The following is a 22,044-nucleotide window of genomic DNA, read 5'->3' as shown; positions in this document are numbered from 1 at the left end:
CAGGGATGGTCCGAAACGTCGCCGCCGTCTCCTACCCTCGGGCAGGTGAACACGAAGGCGATCTTCGGCGAGACCGGCTGGCTCGGCCGGGCGATGACCTCGGCGGTGGCGATCGGTGTGCTGGCGACCGCCCGGCCGGCCGAGCGCTGGGTCTGGGTGGTGCTCGGGGCGGGCCTGCTCACCTTCCTGGCCGGCACCTTCCTGATGAACTTCCGGCCGCACTGGGCGCTCGGGCTGCTCGCGTACGCCGCGATCAGCTCGGCGTTGGTCACCGGTGTCCCCGGGTCCAACGCGCTCGTCCTGGTACTCATCTCGATCACCGACATCGCCGTGATGGCGCATCCCTGGCGGAACCGGCCGATCGTTGCCGTCAGCATCGGTTGCGCCGCCGCCCTCGGTCTCTCGGGCTGGTGGTGGGAGCGCTCCGCCGGCTGGTACGGCGGACAGCTGATGTGGATGGCGATCCTCGTCGCCTTCGGGCTCAACCGGCGGCAGTACGAAGTACAGGCCAGGCAGACGGCGCAGTTGCTCGAGCAGACGCAGCTCGCTCAGCAGGAGCACGCGCGGGCCGCGGCACTGGACGAGCGCGGCCGGATCGCGCGCGAGCTGCACGACGTACTGGCGCATTCGCTCGGGGCGCTCAGTGTGCAGCTCGAGCTCGCCGAAGCATTGCTTGCTGAGCGCAACGACACGGCCGGCGCCCTGGACCGGGTCCGCCGATCGCGCAAGCTGGCCGTGCAGGGACTGGTCGAGGCGCGCAGCGCGGTCGCCGCGTTGCGATCCGACGAAGTACCGGCTCTCCCCGAGGCGCTCACGGCGCTGGCCGAACAGCACGAGAAGGACCATCAAACGGAGGTGACCGTGACGAACTCCGGTCTGCCGCGCCCGATCGCGTCGGGTATCACCGTCGCGTTGCTCGGAGCCGCCCGAGAAGCGTTGACCAACGCAGGCAAACACGCGCCGGGCCAACCGGTCGACGTGCGCCTCGACTACAGCAAGGGGATCCGGCTAACCGTGCGCACACCTGAAACAGAAAAGGCGGCCGGTACCGGCTTCGGGCTCGCGGGGATGCGGGAGCGGCTCGCCCTGGTGGGTGGCAGGCTGGAGGCTGGACCGGACGGCGACGGGTGGCTGGTCATGGCGGAGGTGGCGGATGCCTGACAACTCACGACAAGCCGGCCGGCGCGACCGTCCGGAGCGAGATCGCCGCCCGGTGCGCGTGGTGGTTGCGGACGATCAGCAGGTTGTCCGCGAAGGGCTGGTGGCGCTGCTTGGGCTGCTTGATGGTGTCGAGGTCGTCGGTGCCGCGGCGAACGGCGTCGAGGCGCTAGAGCTCGTTGCTGGTGGCGCCGTGGACACCGTGGATGTCGTGCTGATGGATCTGCGGATGCCGGTGCTCGACGGGATCCGGGCGACGGCGCGGATCACCGCGGAGTACCCGGAGGTCGCCGTTCTGGTGCTGACGACGTACGCCGATGACGAGTCGATCGCGCTGGCCTTGCGGGCCGGCGCACGGGGCTATCTGACCAAGGACGCGGGCCGGGTGGAGATCGGTGCGGCCTTGCAGGCGACGGCGGCGGGGCAGTCGACGTTCGACCCCGAGGTGTCGCGCAAGTTGATCGCCGGGCTGACGCCGACGCCGGTCCCCCGCAACGACGGGCTGACCGCGCGGGAGAGCGAAGTCCTGAAGCTGATCGCCCGCGGGCTGAGCAACGCGGAGATCGCCGAACTGCTGTTCATCGGTGAGACGACGGTCAAGACGCACATCAACAACACGTTCGCCAAGATCGGCGCGCGACACCGCGCCGAGGCCGTCCGGTACGCCTACCGGCACGACCTGGCAGGCCCGCTAGATCCGTAGCTCGGCGACCACTGGCCGGTGGTCGCTGCCGGTGGAGTCCATCACCCAGGCCCTGGTGGGAGTGACGCCGCGGACCATGATGTGGTCGATCCGGGCCATCGGGAACTTGGCCGGCCAGGTGAAGCCGAAGCCGAAGCCCGCGGCGCCCTGGGCCGAGCGGAGTCCGTACGTCAGCGGGGCGAGGCTGCGATCGTTCGCAGTCCCGTTGAAGTCGCCCATCACGATGACGCCGGCCAGTTTCTCCTGGGCGATCTGCTGACCGAGCTGCTCGATCGTCTCGTTGCGCTGGTTCGAGGTGAAGCCGCTGGCGCCGACCCGGACCGAGGCCAGGTGCGCGACATACACGGCGACCTTGCCCTCGGGGGTGGCGACCTCGGCGCGCAGGGCCCGGGTCCAGGCGAAGCCGACGTCGACCGACTCGCTCTCCTCGACCGGGTACTTCGACCACAGCGCGACCGTGCCGCGGGCGACGACGTGCGGATAGGTCTTGGCGAACGCGGCCTTGTAGATCTTCAGGTCACCCGAGGTGATCTCCTCCAGCGCGACGATATCCGCGTCCGCGGCGAGCAGGTCCTGCGCGGTCTTCTCGGGATCCTTGTTGGCAGCGTCCACGTTGTGGGAGAGCACGCGGAGGTCGTACGCGCCGCCGCCCTTGCCCGGGAGCAGTGCATTCCCGTACATCCCGGCCCAGATCAGCGCCGGGATCAGCAGCGCCACCCCGGCGGTGGCGGACCGCCGGACGATCGCCGCGACGGCGAGGATCGGGATGGCGATGCCGACCCAGGGCAGGAAGGTGTCGAGCAGGCTGCCGAGGTTGCCGATCGAGTTCGGCACCTGGCGGTGGAACAGCAACGGCAGGGCGGTCAGGATCGCCAGCACCGCGATGAACCAGCCACGACGCCACTTGCCACCCTTGCGCTGCCGACGGGTCGCCGCGCGACCGCCGGCGGCCCGCCCGCTGGTTGGCTTGCGGCGGCCGGTACCGGGCTTGCGGCGGCTGGGGAGTGCCTGGCGGTCGGACATGCAGTTGATTCTTGCCCACGCCCGGCCCGGACCAAAGTCAGGGCGGCCCCGATCATCCCGACGGCGGCCCCATTTCATCCGTTGGTACCACCGGCCCCGTCCGAACGGACGGCTCCAGACCCGTTGCCTCAGGCAACAGATCTGGGCCCGTACCGCATCAACTCCGGGTCAACTCTGGTCGTCGACGATCGCGTCAGCGGCGTTCTTCTTCACCGACGCGACGCCGTTCAGCGCCGAGTCCTTGCTCTTGTAGCCCTCCGAGCTCGCGATGATCTGCCCGTTCGGCGCCTTCAGCCGGAACCGGTACTCACCCCGAGCATCCTTGTAGACCTCGAACTTGGCCGCCACGATCCACCCTCTCTGGTCACTGGTCGTCCTACGCCTGACTATCGCCGACGGAGCATCGGTGTTACCAAGAATCGCCGCGAGTCCTGGCGCCCGACCCTCAGGGCGCTGACAATGCGGGATATGCGTGAGCAGACAACTACCGAGCCGTTCGTCGTCCGCCGGACCGGCCTGGGGACGACGACGTCGATCCTGTACCTCGGTGGGCTGCTCGTCGCGCTCGAGGTCCTGCTCACGCTGGTCTGTGTCGTGGTCGCCCTGGTTCGCGACGAGCCGGTGCGTGGACCTCTCGAGGCGGTCTGGCTGTCGTGGTCCGGGATGCCGTTGATCTTCGCGATCGGGCTGCCGATCCTGGTCCTGGTGGGCGCGATCACCACCACCGAGTCACGCAGCGAATCCGACTCCGACGACGTCTTGCTGTGCATCGACAGCGAACGCGTCTATCTCGGCGGCGACCAACCGCAGACGCTGCCCTGGGACCAGGTGCACGGCATCTGCCGGGTGGAGCGTCCCGAAGTGGACACCGTGGACACCGAGGGCACCGAGAGCTGGAGCCAGCACCTGATCGTGATCACCCACCCCGACAGCGAGCTGACCGGTAGTACGAAGTCCTGGGGACCGTCGCGGCTGTGGCCCGGGACCTTCGAGGTGATGGGCAAGCCGCTCGACTTCGACGCCCTCGCCGAGGCGGTCAAGCGACACGCGCCACACATCCCGGTCACCGACCGCGGCAGGGTGCCGGAGTAGGCCGGTACTGAACCGTCCAGCGCATAGCGTGCTGAGCATGACTCAGCCTCCGACCTTCGAGCCTGCTCCAAGCATCGACAGCCCCGAGGAGAAAGTCCGCTTCGACCGCGGCGCCGCAGTGCTGAACGCCGTCGACGGTGGCGCGGCACCGGCCGTGATCGACGCGCTGGCCGACATCGCGCCGGCGCTGGCCCACCACATCGTCGCTTTCGGCTTCGGCGACATCTACGCCCGCGCCGGCCTGGATCCCCAGCAGCGGCAACTCGTGACGCTGGGGATCCTGACCGCGCTCGGCGGCTGCGAGCCGCAACTGGAGGTGCACGTGGGGACCGCCCTGAACGTCGGTCTGACTCCGACCGAGATCGTGGAGGCCCTCACGCACGCCGCCGGCTACTGCGGATTCCCCAAGGCGCTGAACGCGATCTTCACCGCCAAGAAGGTCTTCGCCGCCCGCGGGTTGCTACCCGTCGGCGACTGACCCGCTCTCTATTGCCGGCTGCTCAGCTCTTGCCGCCGAGCAGCTTCTCCAGGTCGTTCAGGGTCGCCATCGCGCCGATCGGGCCGAGGCCGAGGAACCAGACCTCGTCGTCGACGCGGGCGACCTTGCCGGCCTTGACCGCCGGCAGCGCCTTCCAGATCGGGCCGTTGACGACCTTGTTCTCCGCCGTCGCGTCGGGCTTGCCGTAGCTGGAGTAGAAGATCCAGTCACCGTCGGCCTGACCGATGTTCTCCTCGGAGATCTCGAGGGCCAGCTCCTTGATGTCCTGCACCTTCGGCCGCGGCAGGCCGATGTCCTTCAGCAGAACGCCGATGAAGGACAGGTTGCCGTAGAGCCGGATGTCGCCCGGACGGAACCGGACCAGCGAGATCGTCGGCGATCCCGAGACCTTGCTCTTCACCTCGTTCGCGCGCTTCTGGTAGTCGTTCAGCAGCCCGGTGGCCTTCGTCTCCTCGCCGAGCGAGTCGGCCAGCAGCAGGAAGTCTTCCTTCCAGGGGAAGCCGGGCCGGATGCTGAGCACCGTCGGCGCGATCGCGCTCAGCTTGCCGTACAGATCGTTGACCCGCAGCTTGCTGCCCAGGATCAGGTCCGGCTTCAGCGCGGCGATCGCCTCGAGGTTCGGCTCGCTGACCCCGCCGACGGTCTTGATGCCCTGCGCCTTGTCCGCCAGATAGCTCGGTACGCCGTTCTGCCCGGCATTCGTCCCCATCCCGACCGGCGTGATCCCGAGCGCCAGGACGCCGTCCAGCTCGCCGCTGTCGAGCACCACGACCCGCTCGGGCTTCTTCTCGATCTTGGTCTCGCCCAGCGCGTGCTTCACCGTCCGCGGGAACACTCCCGGCTCGGCGTCCGACCCGAGCTTGGCGGTCGCCTCGTCAGCCGTGGAGAACAGCCGTCCACCGGTCGCCACCTCAGTGTCACCGACCCCGGTATCCGCCGACTTCTTGTCGTTGCTCCCGCATCCCGCCAGCAGCACCGCCATCATCACCGCGCCGGCGACCAACCGCCGAGCAGATCCCATCACAAGCATTCCTATCTCTCACCGAAAGGGGGCCTGGTTGAGATTACAACAACTTTGGATAGGCAAACCTAACGGAGTTCGGCCGTCTCTCCTGCTGACATGGTGATCTCGACCGCTGCATCGCCCGCGACCCGCACAGTGAAGGTTCCTGCGACCTCCGCGGTCACCAGCACCTTCTGTACGTGTCCGCCCGACCACGCCACGTCGAACGACAGGCCGCCGCGGGCCCGCAGCCCCTGGTACGAGCCGTCCGGCCATTCGGCGGGAAGTGCCGGTAGGAGCTGGATCACTTCGGTGTGGCTCTGGATGAGGAGTTCCGCGATGCCGGCCGTGAGACCGAAGTTGGCGTCGATCTGGAAGATGTCGCCGTCGCGATGAAGGAGGTTGTCCGAGATGAGGCGGCTCGTGTAGTCACGGAGCACAGCGGCTGCCTTCTCGGGGTCGAAGAGCCTTCCATACAAGGCAATCAGCCACGCGGCGGTCCAGCCGCCGGCCGGGCGGCCTGAGGTCCGTACGGCGAGGGACGCGCGCACCGCCGCCGCCCACTCCGGCGTACTGGCCGGGTCGATCTGTGCGCCCGGATAGAGGCCGTAGAGGTGGGACTGGTGGCGGTGGTCGAACTCCGATGGCGGCCAGTCGGTCTGCCACTCCATCATCCGGCCGTCGTGCGCCAGCTCGATCTCCGGCAGCCTGGGCAGTACCGCCTGACCGCGGGTGGCGACCTCGCTCGACAGTCCGAGCTCAGCCTCGGCTTCGACCAGGTTGGCGACCAGTTCACGGATCAGCCAGTTGTCGTACGTCGTGGTCAGGTCGACCGATGCCTTCTCGCCCGACGGCACGAAGAAGTGATGCTCGGGCGCGGTCGAAGGGATGAACTGCAGTCGGCCATCGCCGTCCTCGACCAGCATCGAGAGCACGAACTCGGCCGCTCCGAGCAGCACCGGGTACGCCTTCTCACGCAGGAAGTCCACGTCGGGGTGGAAGCGGTGGTGCTCCATCAGGTGCGATGAGAGCCAGACCCCGCAGGTGGCCGCCATCGACCAGACGGGGTCGTCGCCACCGTCGCCGACCGGCCAGCTCGCCCGCCAGATATCGGAGTTGTGGTGCGAGACCCAGCCGGGTGCGTCGTACAGGATGCGCGCCGTCTCCGAGCCGGACTCGACCAGGCCGGTGAGCAGCTCGGTCAGCGGGTCGAAGCACTCGCGCAGGCCGGTCACGTCGGCGGGCCAGTAGTTCATCTGGGTGTTGATGTTGTTGGTCCAGTCGCTCGCCCACATCGGGCGGCGCTCCTCGTTCCAGATGCCCTGCAGGTTGGCGGCCTGCGTCCCCGGCCGCGACGACGCCATCAGCAAGTACCGCCCGAAGCTGAAGATGAGCGCACTCAGCCCGGGATCCGTACCACCGGCCGCGACTGCGCGGATGCGTTCGTCGGTGGGCAGATCGACCGGCTCGCCGAGCGTCAGGTTCGCGCGGTCGTAGAGAGCGGCGTGGTCGTCGAGATGCCGCTGCTTGAGCTTGCCGAGGTCGACCGCATCCAGCAGAGCGGTTGCCTCCCGCAACGCTTCGGCAGGATCGGCGCCTGGAGCAACCGACCAGCCTTGGAAAGTACTTGCCCCCGACAACAGAACGGTGAGGCCGTCGGCGCCACGGACGCTGAGGCCGGCCTCGCTTGCGGTCACCGTCCCGCCCGTCGCGAAGGCTCGCAGGGCGACACCGAAGCCGATCCCCCGGCCTTCCTCGTACCTGATCGGGTCGGGGCTGGTGCGGTACTCGATGGTGAGGTCCGATGGCGCGTGCCCAACCATCGTGGCCGTCTCACCGGCTGCGTCAAGGCTGATGGGATGCTGGCTCGTCAGCGCGAGATCGACGTCGATCGCGCCGGGCGAGCTCGCCTCGATCGTCCAGACCATCACCTGGTCAGGCGTGGAGACGTAGGTCTCGCGGTGGAAGCGCGCTCCCCCGCGGGTGTAGTCGACCGCGACGATCCCGGTCCGCAGCTCAAGCGACCGCCGGTACTCCGCACTGTCGCCCGCGTCGCCCGGAGTACTGATCAGCAGGTCACCCAGCGGTTGGAACGACTCGACGAGTGGCCCTTGCAGTGCACGTGAGCGCTCGGTCGCGGCGTACCGGTCGCCGTCCTCGAGCAGCAGCCGGCGAATGTCGGCCAGCACCTCGGGGCCATCGGTCACCTGGAGCTCGCGCGGCCCGGCGCCCGACCACACGTCGTCGAGGTTCAGCGCGATCCGCTCGTCCTCGACCCGGCCGAACACCTTCGCGCCGAGGTGGCCGTTGCCGACCGGCAGCGCCTCGAACCAGTCCGGAGCCGGAGTACGAAACCACAGTTCGTGCGACATACAGAAAGCTTCCTTCACAGCAGAGGACAGGGCAGACGGGGTCGGCCGTACCGGGAGCCAGAAAGGTGACTCCCGGCACGGCCGGTGGGGGTGCGGCCGCGGGGGCTCGGCCGACGTCTTACTTGGTGGGGGTTACTTGTTGCCGGACTTGTACTTGTCGTAGGCCTGCTGGTTGATCTGCAGGTACCGGGTCATCCCGGTCGAGTCGAGACCCTTCACGTAGGCGTCCCAACCGGTGTCGATGTTCTTGGTGCCGGTGATGAAGGCGAGCTGGCCCTGGGTGATGTAGCTGTTGAGGTTGGTCTGCAACGTCGCCAGCTCACCGGCCAGGCTCGGGTCGGCCCAGACCGAGGCCGCCGGGTACCAGACCGACTTGTCGGCGTGCGGCTCGTACGCCTGGGTGGCCTGGAACAAGCGCCGCTCGAGGCCCGCGTCCGAGTAGATGTCGGCCGGAACGGCCTGCTCGTTGCGGTAGGCCAGGGTGATGTTGTACTGCGCCATCGAGTCCCAGGAGATGTTCTTCTTGTGCTCGGTCTCGCCGAACCGGTAGTAGCCGACCTTGGTCTTGTCGTCGAGGGCGATGTCACCCGGACGCGGCGCGGACCAGCCGACACCCTCCGGCCCCATCACGCTGACCTTGCGGCCCTCGTCGCTGTAGATGTAGTCGAGCATCTTGATCGCGGCGACCTGCGCCTCTTTGCTGGCCTTGTTGGTCAGCATGAAGGTGTAGCCGGTCGAGCTCGGGAAGTTGTACCCGGTGTAGCTCTTGCCGTCAGGACCGGTCAGCGGCGGTACGGAGTCGTACTGCTTGTCGCGACCGTCCTTGGAGCCCAGCTGGACGAAGATGCCCGGCCACAGCACCGGCACGGAGCCGACCGTGATGGCCTTCGGGTTGTTCGCGGTAGCCTTCAGCGCCTCGGCGTTCTGGGTGAAGGAGGCCTTGTCGATCAGGCCCTCGGCGTAGAGGGAGTTGATGTACTTCAGGCCCTCCTTCCAGGCGTCGGAGTTGACCGGGGTGACGACCTTGTCGCCGTCCAGCGCGAGCAGCGACCGGTTGCTGTTGCCGCCGACCGGGTTATAGGCGAACGCGTTCATCAGGAAGCCCATCAGGCTGCTGTCCTGGACGTCGGTGACCATCGGGATCTCGTCGGCCTTGCCGTTGCCGTTCGGGTCCTGGGTCTTGAAGGCGCGCAGGACCGTCCGCAGTTCCTCGGTCGTCTTCGGCACCTGCAGGTTGAGCTTCTTCAACCAGGCCGAGTTCATCCACAGCTTGTCCGGGTAGGTGCAGTGGTAGCAGTCCGACCACTGGGGCAGCGCGTAGATGTGGCCGTCCGGTGCGGTGGACATCTCCTTCAGCGTCTTGTTGGCGTCCAGCTGCTTCTGGATGTTCGGCGCGTTGTCCTTGATCAGCTGCTCGATCGGCAGCGCGACCCCCTGGGTGCCGAGCTTCTGCACCTCGGCCTGGGTGATGCCGTCGACCCACGGGATCAGCATGAACAGGTCCGGGTAGTCGCCGCTGGCGAGCGCGATCTGGCGCTTCTCCTTGGCCGGCCCGGCGTCGAAGGTGGTGGTCTGCCAGCGGAACTGGATCTTGAACTTGTCGCTGATCGCCTTCGTCACCAGGTTGGTGTCGAGGTTGTCATCGGATCCCTGCGGCGCGAAAGTGTCGATGATGATCTTGCCGTCGGCACTCACCTCGTTCTTCGCACCCTCGTCGGAATTGTCCGAGCTGCAGCCCGCGGCAGCCAGCGCGGTGGCTGCCACCAGGGCGGCCACCACCCTGCTCTTGGTTGAGCGCATTTCTGTGTTTCCCTTCTAGAACTTGCTGACTGACTGACTACTAGCCCTTGACGGCGCCGACCATCACGCCCTTGGTGAAGTGGCGGGCGATGAACGGGTAGATGAGGAGTACGGGCAGGCTCGAGATGACGATCAGCGCGTACTTGAGAACGTTCGCGAGTTGCTGGCGTTCGAGCGTCGCAGCGACGTCCGCGGCGGCCCCCGTGTTCGTGTTCAGGATCAGGATGTTCCGCAGCACGATCTGCAGCGGATACAGCCCGGGGTCCTTGAGATAGATGAGAGCGTCGAAATAGGTGTTCCACTGGAAGATCGCGTACATCAAGGCGATCACCGCGATCACCGGCTTGGACAGCGGCAGGACGACCGACCAGAGGAAACGCAGATCGCTCGCACCATCGAGCACCGCCGCCTCGTACAGGTCGTCGGGGATGGTGCTGCGGAAGAAGGTCCTGGCGATGATGACCTGCCAGACCCCGATCGCGCTGGGGATGACCATCGCCCAGCGGGTGTTGAGCAGGTGCAGATCCTGGACGACCAGGTAGGTCGGGATCAGGCCACCGGAGAACAGCATCGTGAACAGCAGCAGGCTCATGATCACGTTGCGGCCGAAGAAGGTCTTGCGCGACAGCGGGTAGGCGATCGCGATCGTCAGCGAGACGCTGATGAAGGTGCCCCCGACGGCATAGATCAGCGAGTTGTAGTAGCCCTTGAGGATCTGCGGGTCGCTCAGCGCTTCCTTGTACCCGCGCAGGCTCGGCTCGATCGGCCACAGGAAAACCCGGCCGGAGGTGACCGCGGCCGCGCTGCTGAACGAGTTGGCGACGACGTAGACCAACGGGATCAGGACGGCGATCAGCGCGACGGTCAGCATCACCTTGACGCCGATCAGGAAGATCTGGTCGGTCCGTGTCTCGGCGATGGTGGACTTCTCCACCGGCGCCGGCTTGTTCAGCCTCGAGCGGAACGGCTGCAGGGTGGCGCTCATCGGTTCCTCTCTTCCCAGGCCTTGGTCATGACCACAGTCCGTTCCCGGTGATCCGCTTGGCGGCGAAGTTCACGAAGACCAGCAGGCAGAGGTTGATCACGGAGTTGAACAGACCGACGGCCGTCGCCATGCTGAAGTCGGCGTTGAGCAGGCCGGTCTTGTAGACGTAGGTGGCGATGATCTCGGACTGGGCCAGGTTCAGCGGGTTCTGCAGCAGGAAGGCCTTCTCGAACCCGATCGACATGATGTTGCCGACGCCGAGCACCAAGATGATCACCGCGGTCGGCATGATGCCGGGCAGGTCGACGTTCAGGATCCGCTTGACCCGGCTCGCGCCGTCGATCTTGGCCGACTCGTGCAGCGACGGATCGATCCCGGCCAGCGCGGCCAGGTAGATCACCGCGGAGTACCCGGTGGTCTGCCAGACGTCGGACCAGACGTAGATGTGGCGGAAGTAGTTCGGGTCGCCGAGGAAGTCGATCGCCGGGATCCCGAACAGGCCGATCGCGTCGTCCACGAAGCCGATCCGCGGCGACAGCACCAGGATCGTCATCGAGACCACCACGACGGTGGAGATGAAGTACGGCGCGTAGGTGACCAGCTGCACCGTCTTCTTGAAGAAGCCGGTCCGGATCTCGTTCAGCGCGATCGCCAGGATGATCGGGATCGGGAAGCTGGCCAGCACGGTGTAGGCGGCAAGGAGGAACGTGTTCTTCACCAGGGTCCAGAACACCGGGTTCTGGAAGAACAGTTCGAAGTTCTTGAAGCCGACCCAGTCGCTGCCCCACGGCCCCTTGACCGGGCTGTAGTCCTTGAACGCGATCACCGCGTTCGAGATCGGGATGTACTTGAAGATGACGAAGTACGCGAGCGGGACGATGATCAGCAGGTAGAGCTGCCAGTGCCGGCGGAAACTGCGCCGGGCCTCCGTCCAGCGGCTCGGCCGCTTGATCTTCCGCGCGGTCCTCACCGCCTGCTTCGGTACCGGCACGGCCGGCGCCGGTTTCACCTCGATCGTTCCGCTCACACCTGCGTCCCTTCGGCCTTCTGCACTTGCTGTGACGAGCCGTCACTTCCCGGAGCCAAACCGATATCCGATAGGATTTTGGCTTCAACCGGGAGGATGGCACAGAACCCCGGGGAGTGGAAGAGCCACCACAGGTGTCGATATCGGACCTTGACCATGTAGCGTCCAGGCGGGTTCCGCCCTTGAACACAAGGGTTTTCCGGCCTGCACCGAAACCACGGCGACTAGTTGCTCAAAGCAAATAAGCACCAGGAGGCCCCGTGGAACTCCACGGGACCTGGGCGGTCGACAGCGCCAGGGCGGAGTCACTCTGAGCTGAGACTCCGGACTGGCGCCCGAATTTATTTCCTTTGTGAACTATATCGCAGTCAACCGCTGTTCGCCGCTTATGTCAAGACTTGGATGATCAACCATCGCCGAGCACTTCGGCAAGCGTGACGCGGCGTTTCGCGGTTCCGGAACGCACCGCGGCCTCGACCATCGCCAGACTCTGCACGTTACTGCTCGCCGGCGTACTGGAGGCCTCACCAGTTCGCACGCAGCGGACGAACTCCGCGAGCGAGCCGGCGATCTCCTCGGGAGCGTTGCCGACGGCAATCGATTGCCGTGGATCCCCTGTCTCTGGGACGTTCTCGCCGTCCCAGAGCACCGTCCCGCGTTCGGCGCCGACCCGCCACCGGCTGTGCCAGGGCGTCTCCAGACCGGGGTTCACCCAGCTGCCGTTGAAGACGAACCGGGCGCCACCGGGGAACTCGAAGATCGCGGTCGCCGCGGCGTCACCGGCGAACCAGCTCCAGCCCGGGTTGTACGACTCGCAGTACACGCCGACCGGATCCTCGCCGAGCAGGGCGCGGGCGGAGTCGAACTGGTGGATCGCCATGTCCAGCAGGAGCGGGAACGCCATCTCCTCGCGGAAGCCGCCGAAGTGCGGCGCCTTGGCGAACTCGCAGGAGACGACGGAGATCGGGCCGAGCTTGGCGGCCGTCTCGCACAGGGCGGTGAACTGGTTGAGGTACCGCCGGGACTGACTGATCATCAGCAACTGGCCGCTCTCTTCGGCTACAGCAGCTATGTACTGCGCTTCGGCCACCGTCGGGGCAATCGGCTTCTCGCAGAGCACCGGCAGTCCTGCGCGCAGCGCCTCCTCGTTGACCGCGTTGTGCGCGGCCGGCACGGTCACGTTGATGACAGCCTCGGCGCCGGTCACCTCCGTCAGCTCCGACAACGACGCTGCCACCGGCACCAGAGCCGCGAGCTCGTCCTCGCTCACCCGCTGGGCGTGCTCGAGATCGATGTCGACGAGGCCGACCAGCTCGACGTCCGGGTTGTCGGCGATGGTGTGCAGCCAGCCTCGGCCCATCGCGCCGGCGCCGACCTGGATGACGCGCAGGGGGTCAGACACTGAAGTCACCGACTTCGTGGCGCTCCAGCGTCGGGGCCTTGCGCAGTGGGCGATCGGTGGCTGCCCAGGCGACTCCGTTCGCGATCACTTTGCGGATGTCCTTGTGGTGGTAGACCGGGTACTCCTGGTCGCCCGGTGAGAAGTAGAAGATCCGCCCGTGGCCGCGCCGGAAGGTGCAGCCGCTGCGGAACACCTCACCACCGCTGAAGTTGCTGACGAAGATGAGCTCCTCGGGCACCGGGATGTCGAAGAACTCGCCGTACATCTCCTGCGCCTCGATCTCGATCGGCTGCGGCACGCCCTGCGCGATCGGGTGCGTCGGGTCGACGGTCCAGACCAGCTCGCGGTCGCGGTCGGCGCGCCAGCGCAGGTTGCAGGTCGTCCCCATCAGCTTCTTGAAGATCTTCGACCAGTGCCCGGAGTGCAGGACGACGAGGCCCATCCCGGCGAGCACCTGCTGCTGCACGCGCTCGACGATCTCGTCCGCCACCTCGTCGTGGGCCGCGTGTCCCCACCAGACGAGGACGTCGGTCGCGGCGAGTACCTCGTCGGTCAGCCCGTGCTCGGGTTCGTCGAGGGTCGTCGTACCGACCGTGGCGGCGGCGCCGAGGTTCTCCTCGATGCCCTCCTTGATCGTGGTGTGCATGCCGTGCGGGTAGAGGGCGGCAACGCTGGCGTCGCGCTGCTCGTGCCGGTTCTCGCCCCAAACGAGAACACGCAGAGGATTGGCCATGGGTATCCGTTCGGAGTGGCGGTAAAACGGTTAACCTAAGCCTAGTTGCCAGAGCGGTGTCCATGTCAAGACTTAGTGCGGGAGTACGACGGATGGCCACGGTGCGCGATGTCGCCGAGCGGGCGGGGGTGTCGATCGCGACGGTCTCGTTCGTCCTCAACGGCACCAAACCCGTCACCGCGGCCACCCGGAACAGGGTCGAGTCGGCGATGAGCGAGCTCGGGTACCACCGCAACGTGCTCGCCCGCGCGCTGGCGGCCCGGCGTACGAGGATCATCGCGCTGGCCCACCCGAGGCTGGACAACGGGTTCGGCAGCGACTTCATCACGAGCGCGTCCCGGGCCGCCCGTGCCCGGGGGTATCACTTGGTGCTCTGGCCAGTGGACAACGACAGCGACGAGATCGGCGAGCTCATCGGCCAGGGGCTGGTCGACGGCGTCGTGCTGATGGAGGTGCTGCTGGAGGACGCGCGGGTCGAGGCACTGCTCGCCGCCGGTACGCCGTTCGCGCTGATCGGCCGTACTGCGGATCCGGCGGGGTTGATCCACGTGGACATCGACTTCGACCAGAGCATGAGCGATGCGCTGGATCACCTGCAGGAACTCGGCCATCAGGACATCACCCTGATCACGGCGACCCAGCCGCTCCCGGAGTACGGGCCCAAGGTGCGCTCGGAGGCTGCCTATCGGCGATTGTGCGCCAAGCGTGGGTTGCGGCCGTTCCTGCTCGAGTGCGAGCCGACAGTCGCTGCCGGGCGGGCGATCCAGCTACCACCTGGGACCACCGCAGTGATCCTGATGAACGAGCTGGCCGGCTTCGGGCTGCTGTCACAGCTGGCCGGCGCCGGCATCGACGTACCGGCTGACCTGTCGATCCTGTCTTTCGGCTCACCTGCGCTGGCGCCGATCGCTGAGCCGCAACTGACGATCATGCGAGCCCCCGGCGCCATCCTCGGCACCCTCGGCGTCGACGCCTTGATCGACCACCTCGAAACGCCCGGCCCGACCCCGCCACCCCAACTCCACCCCTGCACGTTGGAGCCCGGCGCCTCAACTACCCTCCGCCGCTAACCGCCACGACCAACCGCCCGGCCCCCGGAACTCCATCGCGCTGCAAGCCCACCACTGGTGGGCTTGCGTCCGTCGACGGTGACGAGCTCTGTTAGCCGTCGCTTCGGATGCGGCCGTGGACGTGCCAGTCGTGCCAGCCGTCTGCGTGCTGGATCGCCTGCCGCAGCGTCCCTTCCAGGGCGAACCCGGTTTTACCCGCGACCTTGCAGGAGGCCTCGTTCCGGGTTGAGTGCTGGATGTCCAGCCGGTTGAACCCGAGCTCGCCGAAGGCCCAGACCTGCATGGACCGCACGGCCCGCGCGGCGAGACCTCGCCCGCGCGCGGCCGGCAGCACCCAGTACGAGACGCCGGCCGAGGCCTCCGTCAACGAGATGCTGCGCAGCCCCACCTGACCGAGCGGCTCGTTGTCGCTGTCCACGACCGCCCAGCTTGCTGCTTCGTCGGCTGCCCAACGGGACTGCCACTGCGCGGTCCATTCGACGGCTTCCTCGGGTGTGTCGAGGCGCCTGACGTGCCAGCGCTGGATGTCCGGGCAGCTGAAGGCCGTCTGCACCATCGGCGCGTCGGCGGCGCTCCACGGGCGTAGTACCAGCTCTTCATCGACGGTCAGGTGGGGTTGCTCGAGGTCGCGCAGAGTTCCTGCGGGCAGGGCTGGGTCTACGAGGACGGGCATGGGACAAGCCTAGAACCTCAGGGTTTCGGCGTTCGGGTGAGAGCGAGCTGGTTCTCGATCGCCGCACGACGACCTGCCGCAATGTGTCGATAAGTTGCCCTGAGCAACGAACTGCTGGGCGTCAGCCATCGCGTTCTCACCCCAGTCGGCCAGGTCGAGGCGCTCGGCGCGCAGCGCTTCCACTCGGCCGCATGATCTAGCCGGTGAAAGACCCGACCCGACCATCACGGGGGAACGGCCGGGCCGGGCTACTTCGATCGTACCCCTGTAATGGATGCCCAATCGGGTATTCGGCGCTGCTGAGTGACGAAATTCGGAGGCGGTGGGCCAGGGGGCTGCTCTAGCATCGGCGACATGCAAACCCCTTCCTGAAAGCGCACCTCCGCCATCGGCTGATCCCGGACCTCGATCCGGGCGGCCGAGCAGTGCCGTTGTGCGTCACGTCCGGCGTTTGACTGCCCTCTAGGCGGTCGCCTTTCGTCATGCCCGCACACGTGCTGCTTTCAGGAGCGAAACCACGATGTCGTTTTTGCCTGCCTACCGGACCGCCGATCCGGCCCGTACCTACTACGCCTTCCACGGCGTCTGGGCCTATCTGTCCGCGTTGACGTTCACGCTCAACCTCGTTTACCAGATCAAGGAAGTCGGGCTCAGCCCCCTCCAGCTCGTCCTGGTCGGGACGACGATGGAGATCGCCTGCTTCCTGTTCGAGATCCCGACCGGGATCGTCGCCGACCTGCGCAGCCGGCGGTTGTCGGTGCTGATCGGCTTCACCCTGATCGGCGTCGCGTTCCTGCTCCAGGGGCTGGTACCGGCCTTCCTCGCCATCCTGGCGGCGCAGGTGATCTGGGGACTCGGCTACACCTTCACCTCGGGCGCCGACCAGGCCTGGATCACCGACGAGGTCGGTGAGGACAACGTCGGGCCGATCTTCGTTCGCAGCCAGCAGATCCGGCTCGTCGGCCAGATCGCCGGCACCGTCTCCGCGGGAGCGATCGGGCTGATCAGCCTGAGCCTGCCGATGGTGCTGTCCGGCCTCGGGATGATGCTGCTGGCACTGATCCTGTACTTCGTCATGCGGGAGCAGAACTTCCACCCGACTCCGGCGGCCGACCGGGACACCTTCCGCGAGATGGCCGGCACCTTCAAGCACGGTCTGGCGGTCGCCCGGCGCCGGCCGGTGGTCCGCGCGCTGGTCCTGATCAGCCTGATCTCGGGGTTGTCGAGCGAGGCTTTCGACCGGTTGTGGTCGGTGAAGATCCTGTCGGACTTCGACTTCCCCAACCTGCTCGGCACGACCGACCCCGCAGTCTGGTTCACCGTTTTCGCGCTGATCGGTACGTTCCTGTCGCTCGGCGCCTCGCTGGTGGTCAACAAGGTCTCGGCCGACCGCGTCAACTCGCTGCACCCGAACGGGCTGCTCGCGTTGCTCAGCCTCTTCCAGCTGGCCGGCGTGATCGGGTTCGCGCTGGCCGGGCAGCTCTGGGTCGCCCTGGCGGCGATGTGGTTCGGCGCCATCGCGGCGACCATCGGCTACCCGATCGAGTCCGCCTGGCTGAACCGCAACCTCGACTCGAAGTCGCGGGCGACGGTCCTCTCGATGGTCTCCCAGTCGAACGCCATCGGCCAGGTGGCCGGCGGTCCCCCGCTCGGCGCGCTGGCCGGAGCCACTTCGATCCGTACTGCGCTCACGGTGTCCGGGCTGATCCTGTCGCCGATCCCGCTGCTCTACCTGCGACTGCGGCCGGACGCCCAAGGTGCAGCACAGGGCGCAGTACCGACCGCAGAAGCAGACGAAGCCAGGAGCTAGTCGAGGCCAGGAGTTAGTCGAAACTAGGTGCTACTCGACCTCTGCCTCGACGCGACGGCGGTCGAAGCCGGTCTTGACCAGGCTTGCGACCGTCGTCACGAGCAGCGTTGCGGCGATGAAGCCGAGCGAGGTGGCGATCCCGATGTGCGGCAGGTGGATCGCGCCGATGTCGTCGATATGCGAGCCGTGCAGCGCCTCGATGATCAGCTTCACGCCGATGAAGGCGAGGATCACCGACAGGCCGACGTTCAGGTAGATGACGCGCTCCAGCAGGCCGCCGATCAGGAAGTACAGCTGGCGCAGCCCCATCAGGGCGAACGCGTTCGCGGTCAGTACGACGTACGCGTCCTGGGTGAGGCCGAAGATCGCCGGGATCGAGTCCAGCGCGAAGATCACGTTGGCCATCCCGATCGCGGAGATCACGATCACCAGCGGGGTGAACATCCGCTTGCCGTCCGCGTTCTTCGTGACCAGCTTGGCGTCGTCGTAGTCGTGCTGCAGCGGCAGGATCTTGCGCAGGCCGCGGATGACGGCGTTCTCCTGGAAGTCGGTCTCGTCGTTCTCACCTTCGAGCGCGAGCCTGACCGCCGTGTAGACGAGGAAAGCGCCGAAGAAGTAGAACACCCAGCTCGCCGCGGCGATGGCGGCGGCGCCGGCCAGGATGAAGACGGCCCGGAGCAGCATCGAGACGACGATGCCGATGTAGAGCACCTTGTCCTGCGCCAGCGACGGCACCGCGAACCGGGCCATGATGATGACGAAGACGAACAGGTTGTCGACGCTGAGGCTGTACTCCGTGATGTAGCCGGCCACGAACTCCGAGCCGGAGGCGTCACCGGGTTTGAAGACGAACAGCAAGACGGCGAACAGCCCGGCCAAGCCGACGTAGAAGAGGACCCAGCGAGTCGCGTCCTTGATCGTGACGGTGTGATTTCGCCGGGCGATCACGATCAGGTCGAAGGCGACGATCGCCAGCAGACCGATGATCGTGAGGATCCACACGTGAGCGGGCACGGCAGAGACCATGACATACCTCCGGACGTCGGCAAGGGCGGGTCCGGAGGTCTCTTCCGCCCGCTGGTTCTCGGACCGACAGCACCGGGCGGGCCTCGTTCAGTTGCCGGGCCTGCCGTGATGACGACGCTGCCGCGAAGGAATACTCCCCTCCACAAACGGACCGATCCTAGTCGCCGCCCCGGCTCGGCGCCGTGCGGCAGGTCACAACCGGCTCGTTCTCGGCAAGATCGAGAACCGCATACAGACTCCAGCGCCACCCTGTCGCCCGAACAGAACTCTTCGGCCGAAGTGGAATAAGGCCGCTGCGCCGTGAGCTGTAGCTGGCATGAAGGCAATCACTTTTGACCAGCTCGGCGCGGCCGACTCCGTCCTCCACCTCGTCGATCGCGAGGTCCCCGAGCCGGGGCCGGGCGAAGTACGGATCCGGGTGGCCGTCTCCGGCGTGAACCCGACCGACTGGAAGGCGCGCACCGGCATGTACGGCGGTGAGGTGGTCGAGTCGATCCCGAACCAGGACGGCGCCGGTGTCGTCGACGCGCTGGGCGAAGGCGTCGACGGGTTGGCGGTCGGCGACCGGGTCTGGGTGACGCTGGCGGCGTACCTGCGGCCGTTGAGTGGGACGGCACAGGAGTACACGACGGTCCCTGCCGAGCGGGTGTTTCCGCTGGCCGCCGACGCTTCCTTCGAGCTCGGCGCGAGTATCGGCGTCCCTGCGATCACCGCGCATCGCGCACTGACGGTCATCGAGGGCGGGCCTGCGCGACTGTCGCCGGGCGCGCTCGACGGCAAGGTGATCCTGGTCGCGGGAGGCGCCGGCGCGGTAGGGCACGCGGCGATCCAGCTGGCCCGATGGGCGGGCGCAACCGTCATCTCGACGACCAGCCCCACGAAGACCGCCCTGGCGCAAGCCGCTGGTGCGCATCACGTCGTGAACTACCGGGACGAGGACGCGGCGGCTCAGATTCGCGCGATCGCGCCTGAGGGTGTCGACCTGGTCGTCGAGGTCGCGGCGGGCGCCAACAACGAGCTCGACCTCGCAGTACTACGGCCGCGCGGCACGATCGCGATCTACTCCAACGACGGCAACAAGCCGTTCGAGCTGGACATCCGGGCGAACATGGGGCTGAACTCGCGATACCAGTTCGTGCTGCTCTACAGCGTCGGCTGGGAGATCCTGACCGCTGCCGCGGAGGACATCAACGTGGCGATCGCCGCCGGCGCCCTCCCCGTCGGCGAGGAAACCGGCCTCCCCCTACTCCGCTTCCCCCTCGACCAGACCGCCAACGCCCACCAGGCAGTCGAGTCCGGCGCAACCGGCAAGGTCCTAATCACCATCGCCGACCTCTAACCCCGACCCCAACTTTGTGCACCGGCTGAGCGTTTCGGTGGCCGGTAAACGCTCAGACCGTGCACAAGGTCGGCGGGTGGGACGGGAAAGAGTGGGCAAGCGCATTCCCGAGAGGTTGACGGGGGTTGACGGAGGGTGGTTTGATGCGAACTGATAGTTAGGATAGGAAACTTTCTTAACTATCAGAGTGGTTCCCCTGCAGCTCCTTCCCGCCCCGGAACACCAGGAGACCTCGATGACCCGTCGATCTTTTCGGCGTGCGCTGCTCAGCGGCCTCTCAGCCGTCGCCGTCACGCTGGCCCTCGCCCCACTGACTCCGTCCGCGACCGCGGCAGCCACCGACTACCAGGCCGAGAACGCCACCATCTCCCAAGGCGTGGTCGAGTCGAACCACGCCGGCTACACCGGTACCGGCTTCGTCAACTACGACAACCTCGTCGGCAGCTACGTCGAGTGGACGGTGACGGCACCGGCCGGACCGGCCGACGTGACGCTTCGCTACGCCAACGGTACGACGGCCGCGCGGCCGCTCGACTTCACCGTGAACGGGGTGGCCGGCGCGGTCGGCATCACCTTCCCCGGTACCGGCGCCTGGACCACCTGGGCGACCAAGACGGTCCGGCTGACGCTGGCCGCCGGGACCAACACGATCCGCGCCCGCGCGACCACCGCCGACGGCGGCCCGAACGCCGACAAGCTGACCGTCACGCCGACCAGCGACGACACCACGCCGCCGTCGGCTCCCGGGAACCTCGCCGTCAGCAACATCAAGTCGAACGCGGCGACCTTCACCTGGACGGCCGCCACCGACAACGTGAGCGTGGTCCGGTACGAGATCAACCGCGGCGGCAACGTGCTCAAGGTGGTCGACGCGAACACCTTGTCCGCGACGGTCGACACGCTGACCTCCAATACGGCGTACGACGTGTCGATCGGTGCTTTCGATGCCGCGGGCAACGCTTCGCAGCAGAGCAACGTGGTGGCCTTCACGACACCGCCGAGCGGTGACACCCAGCCGCCGACCGCGCCGGGCAACCTGCGCGCGACGTCGACGACCTCGAACAGCGTCGGGCTGGCCTGGAACGCGTCGACCGACAACAGCGGCGGCATCGCCGGGTACGACGTCTACCAGGGCACGGCCAAGGTGTCGACGACGACCTCGCTGACCACGACGATCACGAACCTGACGCCCAATACGCAGTACTCGTTCACGGTCAAGGCTCGTGACCCTGATGGCAACGCGTCCGCCGCGAGCAACACGGTGAGCGTTCAGACCAGCAGTACGGGCACCGGTGGCATTCCGGGGTACGACCGCGACATCGCCAAGGTCGACCTGGGCTGGAGCGTCGCGTTCCTGCCGGATGGGTCCGGGTCGGCGCTCGTCACCGAGCGGGACCGGTTCGAGGTACTGCTGGTGACGTCGACCGGGCAGAAGACCACGCTGGGCAAGGTTCCTGGCGCTGTCACCACGACTGGTGAGGGCGGTCTGCTGGGGCTGGCGTTGTCGCCGACCTTCAGCACCGACCACTGGGTGTACTTCTACCACACGGCCGCGAACGACAACCGGATCGTGCGGATGAAGTACGAGAACGGCGTACTGGCCACGACGTCGTCGCCGGTGCTGACCGGGCTGGCGAAGAACCGGTACCACAACGGCGGCCGGCTGCGGTTCGGTCCGGACGGCAAGCTCTACGCGAGCGTCGGCGACGCCAAGAACAGCGGCAACTCGCAGAACCGCGGCTCACTGAACGGCAAGATCCTGCGGATCAACCCGGATGGGACACCGCCCAGCGACAACCCATTCATCAGCGAGGGCGGCAACAACCGTTACGTCTGGGCCCTGGGCTTCCGCAACCCGCAAGGTCTGGCTTGGGACTCCCGTGGGCAGCTGTGGTCCACCGAGTTCGGCGAGAACAGCCAGGACGAGCTCAACCTGATCCAGAAGGGCGGCAACTACGGCTGGCCCGCGTGTGAAGGAACCATCGGCGACTGCGGCGGCTTCATCGCACCGAAGCGCACCTGGTCCACTTCCCAGGCCGGTCCCAGTGGCGTCGAGATCGTCAACGACTGGATCTACATCGCCGGCGTCACCGGCCGCCAGCTCTGGGTCACCCAGATCAACGCGGCCGGCAACGGCGTAGGCACCCCCCAGGCCGTCTTCTCCGGCCGCTGGGGCCGCCTCCGCAGCATCACCAAAACCCCGGACGGAGCCCTCTGGCTCACCTCCACCAACGACGACATGAACGGCGGCACCCCCAGCGGAATAGACAACGTCATAGTTCGCCTGAAGTTCCCCTAGCAGTCAGCTGCTGACGCTGTAGGCCCTTTC

At 67.0% G+C, this 22,044-nt stretch carries 19 protein-coding genes; 8 read left to right on the top strand and 11 right to left on the bottom strand.

Annotated features, from left to right (window positions below):
- Positions 1-45: 45 nt before the first annotated feature.
- On the top strand, positions 46-1,161 hold the full coding sequence (locus G3I17_RS42300; protein ID WP_203590940.1) for a histidine kinase: 1,116 nt from the start codon (positions 46-48) through the stop codon (positions 1,159-1,161).
- Entirely contained in the window at positions 1,154-1,861 is a 708-nt protein-coding gene (locus G3I17_RS29590; protein WP_164600905.1) for a response regulator transcription factor, read from the top strand. Before G3I17_RS42300 ends, G3I17_RS29590 begins: the two co-directional genes overlap by 8 nt.
- On the opposite strand, the gene G3I17_RS29585 is transcribed toward G3I17_RS29590, so the two are convergent.
- The gene (locus G3I17_RS29585; protein ID WP_164600904.1) at positions 1,850-2,884 is read right to left on the bottom strand and encodes an endonuclease/exonuclease/phosphatase family protein; all 1,035 of its coding nucleotides are present in this window, start codon (positions 2,882-2,884) and stop codon (positions 1,850-1,852) included. The genes G3I17_RS29590 and G3I17_RS29585 overlap by 12 nt on opposite strands.
- A gap of 168 nt (positions 2,885-3,052) precedes the next feature.
- The gene (locus tag G3I17_RS42295; protein WP_164600903.1) at positions 3,053-3,232 is read right to left on the bottom strand and encodes a YegP family protein; all 180 of its coding nucleotides are present in this window, start codon (positions 3,230-3,232) and stop codon (positions 3,053-3,055) included.
- Positions 3,233-3,352: 120 nt separating this feature from the next.
- Between G3I17_RS42295 and G3I17_RS29575 the strand changes: the two genes are divergently transcribed.
- Positions 3,353-3,976 carry a hypothetical protein gene (locus G3I17_RS29575; protein WP_164600902.1) on the top strand — a complete coding sequence of 208 codons (624 nt, stop codon included), beginning with the start codon at positions 3,353-3,355 and terminating at the stop codon, positions 3,974-3,976.
- Between the two features lie 37 nt (positions 3,977-4,013).
- Complete coding sequence (locus G3I17_RS29570) at positions 4,014-4,454, top strand: carboxymuconolactone decarboxylase family protein (protein ID WP_164600901.1); 441 nt, start codon at positions 4,014-4,016, stop codon at positions 4,452-4,454.
- Positions 4,455-4,476: 22 nt separating this feature from the next.
- Here G3I17_RS29570 and G3I17_RS29565 read toward each other — a convergent pair whose 3' ends face one another.
- The 7 genes from G3I17_RS29565 to G3I17_RS29535 form a co-directional block, all read right to left on the bottom strand.
- Positions 4,477-5,496: an iron-siderophore ABC transporter substrate-binding protein gene (locus tag G3I17_RS29565; RefSeq protein WP_164600900.1), complete on the bottom strand. Its 1,020-nt coding sequence runs from the start codon at positions 5,494-5,496 to the stop codon at positions 4,477-4,479.
- A gap of 68 nt (positions 5,497-5,564) precedes the next feature.
- A complete protein-coding gene (locus G3I17_RS29560; RefSeq protein WP_164600899.1) occupies positions 5,565-7,850 on the bottom strand; it encodes a glycoside hydrolase family 95 protein in 2,286 nt (761 codons plus the stop codon).
- A 132-nt stretch (positions 7,851-7,982) separates the two neighbouring features.
- Positions 7,983-9,650, bottom strand: coding sequence for an extracellular solute-binding protein (locus G3I17_RS29555; protein ID WP_164600898.1), 1,668 nt, complete (start codon positions 9,648-9,650; stop codon positions 7,983-7,985).
- Positions 9,651-9,690: 40 nt separating this feature from the next.
- Positions 9,691-10,635, bottom strand: a complete 945-nt coding sequence (locus tag G3I17_RS29550; RefSeq protein WP_239063027.1) for a carbohydrate ABC transporter permease — start codon at positions 10,633-10,635, stop codon at positions 9,691-9,693.
- 25 nt (positions 10,636-10,660) lie between these two features.
- A complete protein-coding gene (locus tag G3I17_RS42290; protein WP_343238456.1) occupies positions 10,661-11,662 on the bottom strand; it encodes an ABC transporter permease subunit in 1,002 nt (333 codons plus the stop codon).
- Between the two features lie 406 nt (positions 11,663-12,068).
- Positions 12,069-13,064: a Gfo/Idh/MocA family oxidoreductase gene (locus tag G3I17_RS29540; protein WP_164600897.1), complete on the bottom strand. Its 996-nt coding sequence runs from the start codon at positions 13,062-13,064 to the stop codon at positions 12,069-12,071.
- Positions 13,057-13,797 (bottom strand): ThuA domain-containing protein, encoded by a 741-nt coding sequence (locus G3I17_RS29535; RefSeq protein WP_203590938.1) that lies wholly within the window; start codon positions 13,795-13,797, stop codon positions 13,057-13,059. The genes G3I17_RS29540 and G3I17_RS29535 overlap by 8 nt, the downstream gene beginning before the upstream one ends.
- A 92-nt stretch (positions 13,798-13,889) precedes the next feature.
- Here G3I17_RS29535 and G3I17_RS29530 point away from each other — a divergent pair, with 92 nt between their 5' ends.
- Positions 13,890-14,867 carry a LacI family DNA-binding transcriptional regulator gene (locus tag G3I17_RS29530; RefSeq protein ID WP_164600896.1) on the top strand — a complete coding sequence of 326 codons (978 nt, stop codon included), beginning with the start codon at positions 13,890-13,892 and terminating at the stop codon, positions 14,865-14,867.
- Between the two features lie 91 nt (positions 14,868-14,958).
- Here the strand turns inward: G3I17_RS29530 and G3I17_RS29525 are convergent, their stop codons facing one another.
- Positions 14,959-15,540 carry a GNAT family N-acetyltransferase gene (locus tag G3I17_RS29525; RefSeq protein WP_164600895.1) on the bottom strand — a complete coding sequence of 194 codons (582 nt, stop codon included), beginning with the start codon at positions 15,538-15,540 and terminating at the stop codon, positions 14,959-14,961.
- Positions 15,541-16,060: 520 nt separating this feature from the next.
- Between G3I17_RS29525 and G3I17_RS29520 the strand changes: the two genes are divergently transcribed.
- Positions 16,061-17,350, top strand: a complete 1,290-nt coding sequence (locus G3I17_RS29520; RefSeq protein ID WP_164600894.1) for an MFS transporter — start codon at positions 16,061-16,063, stop codon at positions 17,348-17,350.
- 30 nt (positions 17,351-17,380) lie between these two features.
- On the opposite strand, the gene G3I17_RS29515 is transcribed toward G3I17_RS29520, so the two are convergent.
- Positions 17,381-18,364: a TerC/Alx family metal homeostasis membrane protein gene (locus G3I17_RS29515; RefSeq protein WP_343238455.1), complete on the bottom strand. Its 984-nt coding sequence runs from the start codon at positions 18,362-18,364 to the stop codon at positions 17,381-17,383.
- 328 nt (positions 18,365-18,692) lie between these two features.
- On the opposite strand from G3I17_RS29515, the gene G3I17_RS29510 reads away from it, so the two are divergent.
- The gene (locus G3I17_RS29510; protein ID WP_164600892.1) at positions 18,693-19,715 is read left to right on the top strand and encodes an NADPH:quinone reductase; all 1,023 of its coding nucleotides are present in this window, start codon (positions 18,693-18,695) and stop codon (positions 19,713-19,715) included.
- Between the two features lie 235 nt (positions 19,716-19,950).
- Entirely contained in the window at positions 19,951-22,014 is a 2,064-nt protein-coding gene (locus G3I17_RS29505) for a PQQ-dependent sugar dehydrogenase (RefSeq protein ID WP_164600891.1), read from the top strand.
- Positions 22,015-22,044 lie beyond the last annotated feature (30 nt).

The sequence above is a fragment of the Streptomyces sp. SID13031 genome (assembly GCF_010548305.1).
Taxonomy (GTDB): domain Bacteria; phylum Actinomycetota; class Actinomycetes; order Propionibacteriales; family Kribbellaceae; genus Kribbella.
The sequence above is the reverse complement of the archived record's forward strand: the minus strand, read 5'-3'. Positions and strand labels throughout refer to the sequence as shown.

Bases quoted from the DNA above. Each gene is read 5' to 3' on its own strand.
- G3I17_RS29510 (WP_164600892.1), top strand. From the start codon at position 18,693: ATGAAGGCAATCACTTTTGACCAGCTCGGCGCGGCCGACTCCGTCCTC.
- G3I17_RS29535 (WP_203590938.1), bottom strand. From the start codon at position 13,797: ATGGCCAATCCTCTGCGTGTTCTCGTTTGGGGCGAGAACCGGCACGAG.
- G3I17_RS29575 (WP_164600902.1), top strand. From the start codon at position 3,353: ATGCGTGAGCAGACAACTACCGAGCCGTTCGTCGTCCGCCGGACCGGC.
- G3I17_RS29565 (WP_164600900.1), bottom strand. From the start codon at position 5,496: ATGGGATCTGCTCGGCGGTTGGTCGCCGGCGCGGTGATGATGGCGGTG.
- G3I17_RS29590 (WP_164600905.1), top strand. From the start codon at position 1,154: ATGCCTGACAACTCACGACAAGCCGGCCGGCGCGACCGTCCGGAGCGA.
- G3I17_RS29530 (WP_164600896.1), top strand. From the start codon at position 13,890: ATGGCCACGGTGCGCGATGTCGCCGAGCGGGCGGGGGTGTCGATCGCG.
- G3I17_RS29505 (WP_164600891.1), top strand. From the start codon at position 19,951: ATGACCCGTCGATCTTTTCGGCGTGCGCTGCTCAGCGGCCTCTCAGCC.
- G3I17_RS29570 (WP_164600901.1), top strand. From the start codon at position 4,014: ATGACTCAGCCTCCGACCTTCGAGCCTGCTCCAAGCATCGACAGCCCC.
- G3I17_RS29550 (WP_239063027.1), bottom strand. From the start codon at position 10,635: ATGAGCGCCACCCTGCAGCCGTTCCGCTCGAGGCTGAACAAGCCGGCG.
- G3I17_RS29585 (WP_164600904.1), bottom strand. From the start codon at position 2,884: ATGTCCGACCGCCAGGCACTCCCCAGCCGCCGCAAGCCCGGTACCGGC.
- G3I17_RS29560 (WP_164600899.1), bottom strand. From the start codon at position 7,850: ATGTCGCACGAACTGTGGTTTCGTACTCCGGCTCCGGACTGGTTCGAG.
- G3I17_RS29520 (WP_164600894.1), top strand. From the start codon at position 16,061: ATGTCGTTTTTGCCTGCCTACCGGACCGCCGATCCGGCCCGTACCTAC.
- G3I17_RS29555 (WP_164600898.1), bottom strand. From the start codon at position 9,650: ATGCGCTCAACCAAGAGCAGGGTGGTGGCCGCCCTGGTGGCAGCCACC.
- G3I17_RS29525 (WP_164600895.1), bottom strand. From the start codon at position 15,540: ATGCCCGTCCTCGTAGACCCAGCCCTGCCCGCAGGAACTCTGCGCGAC.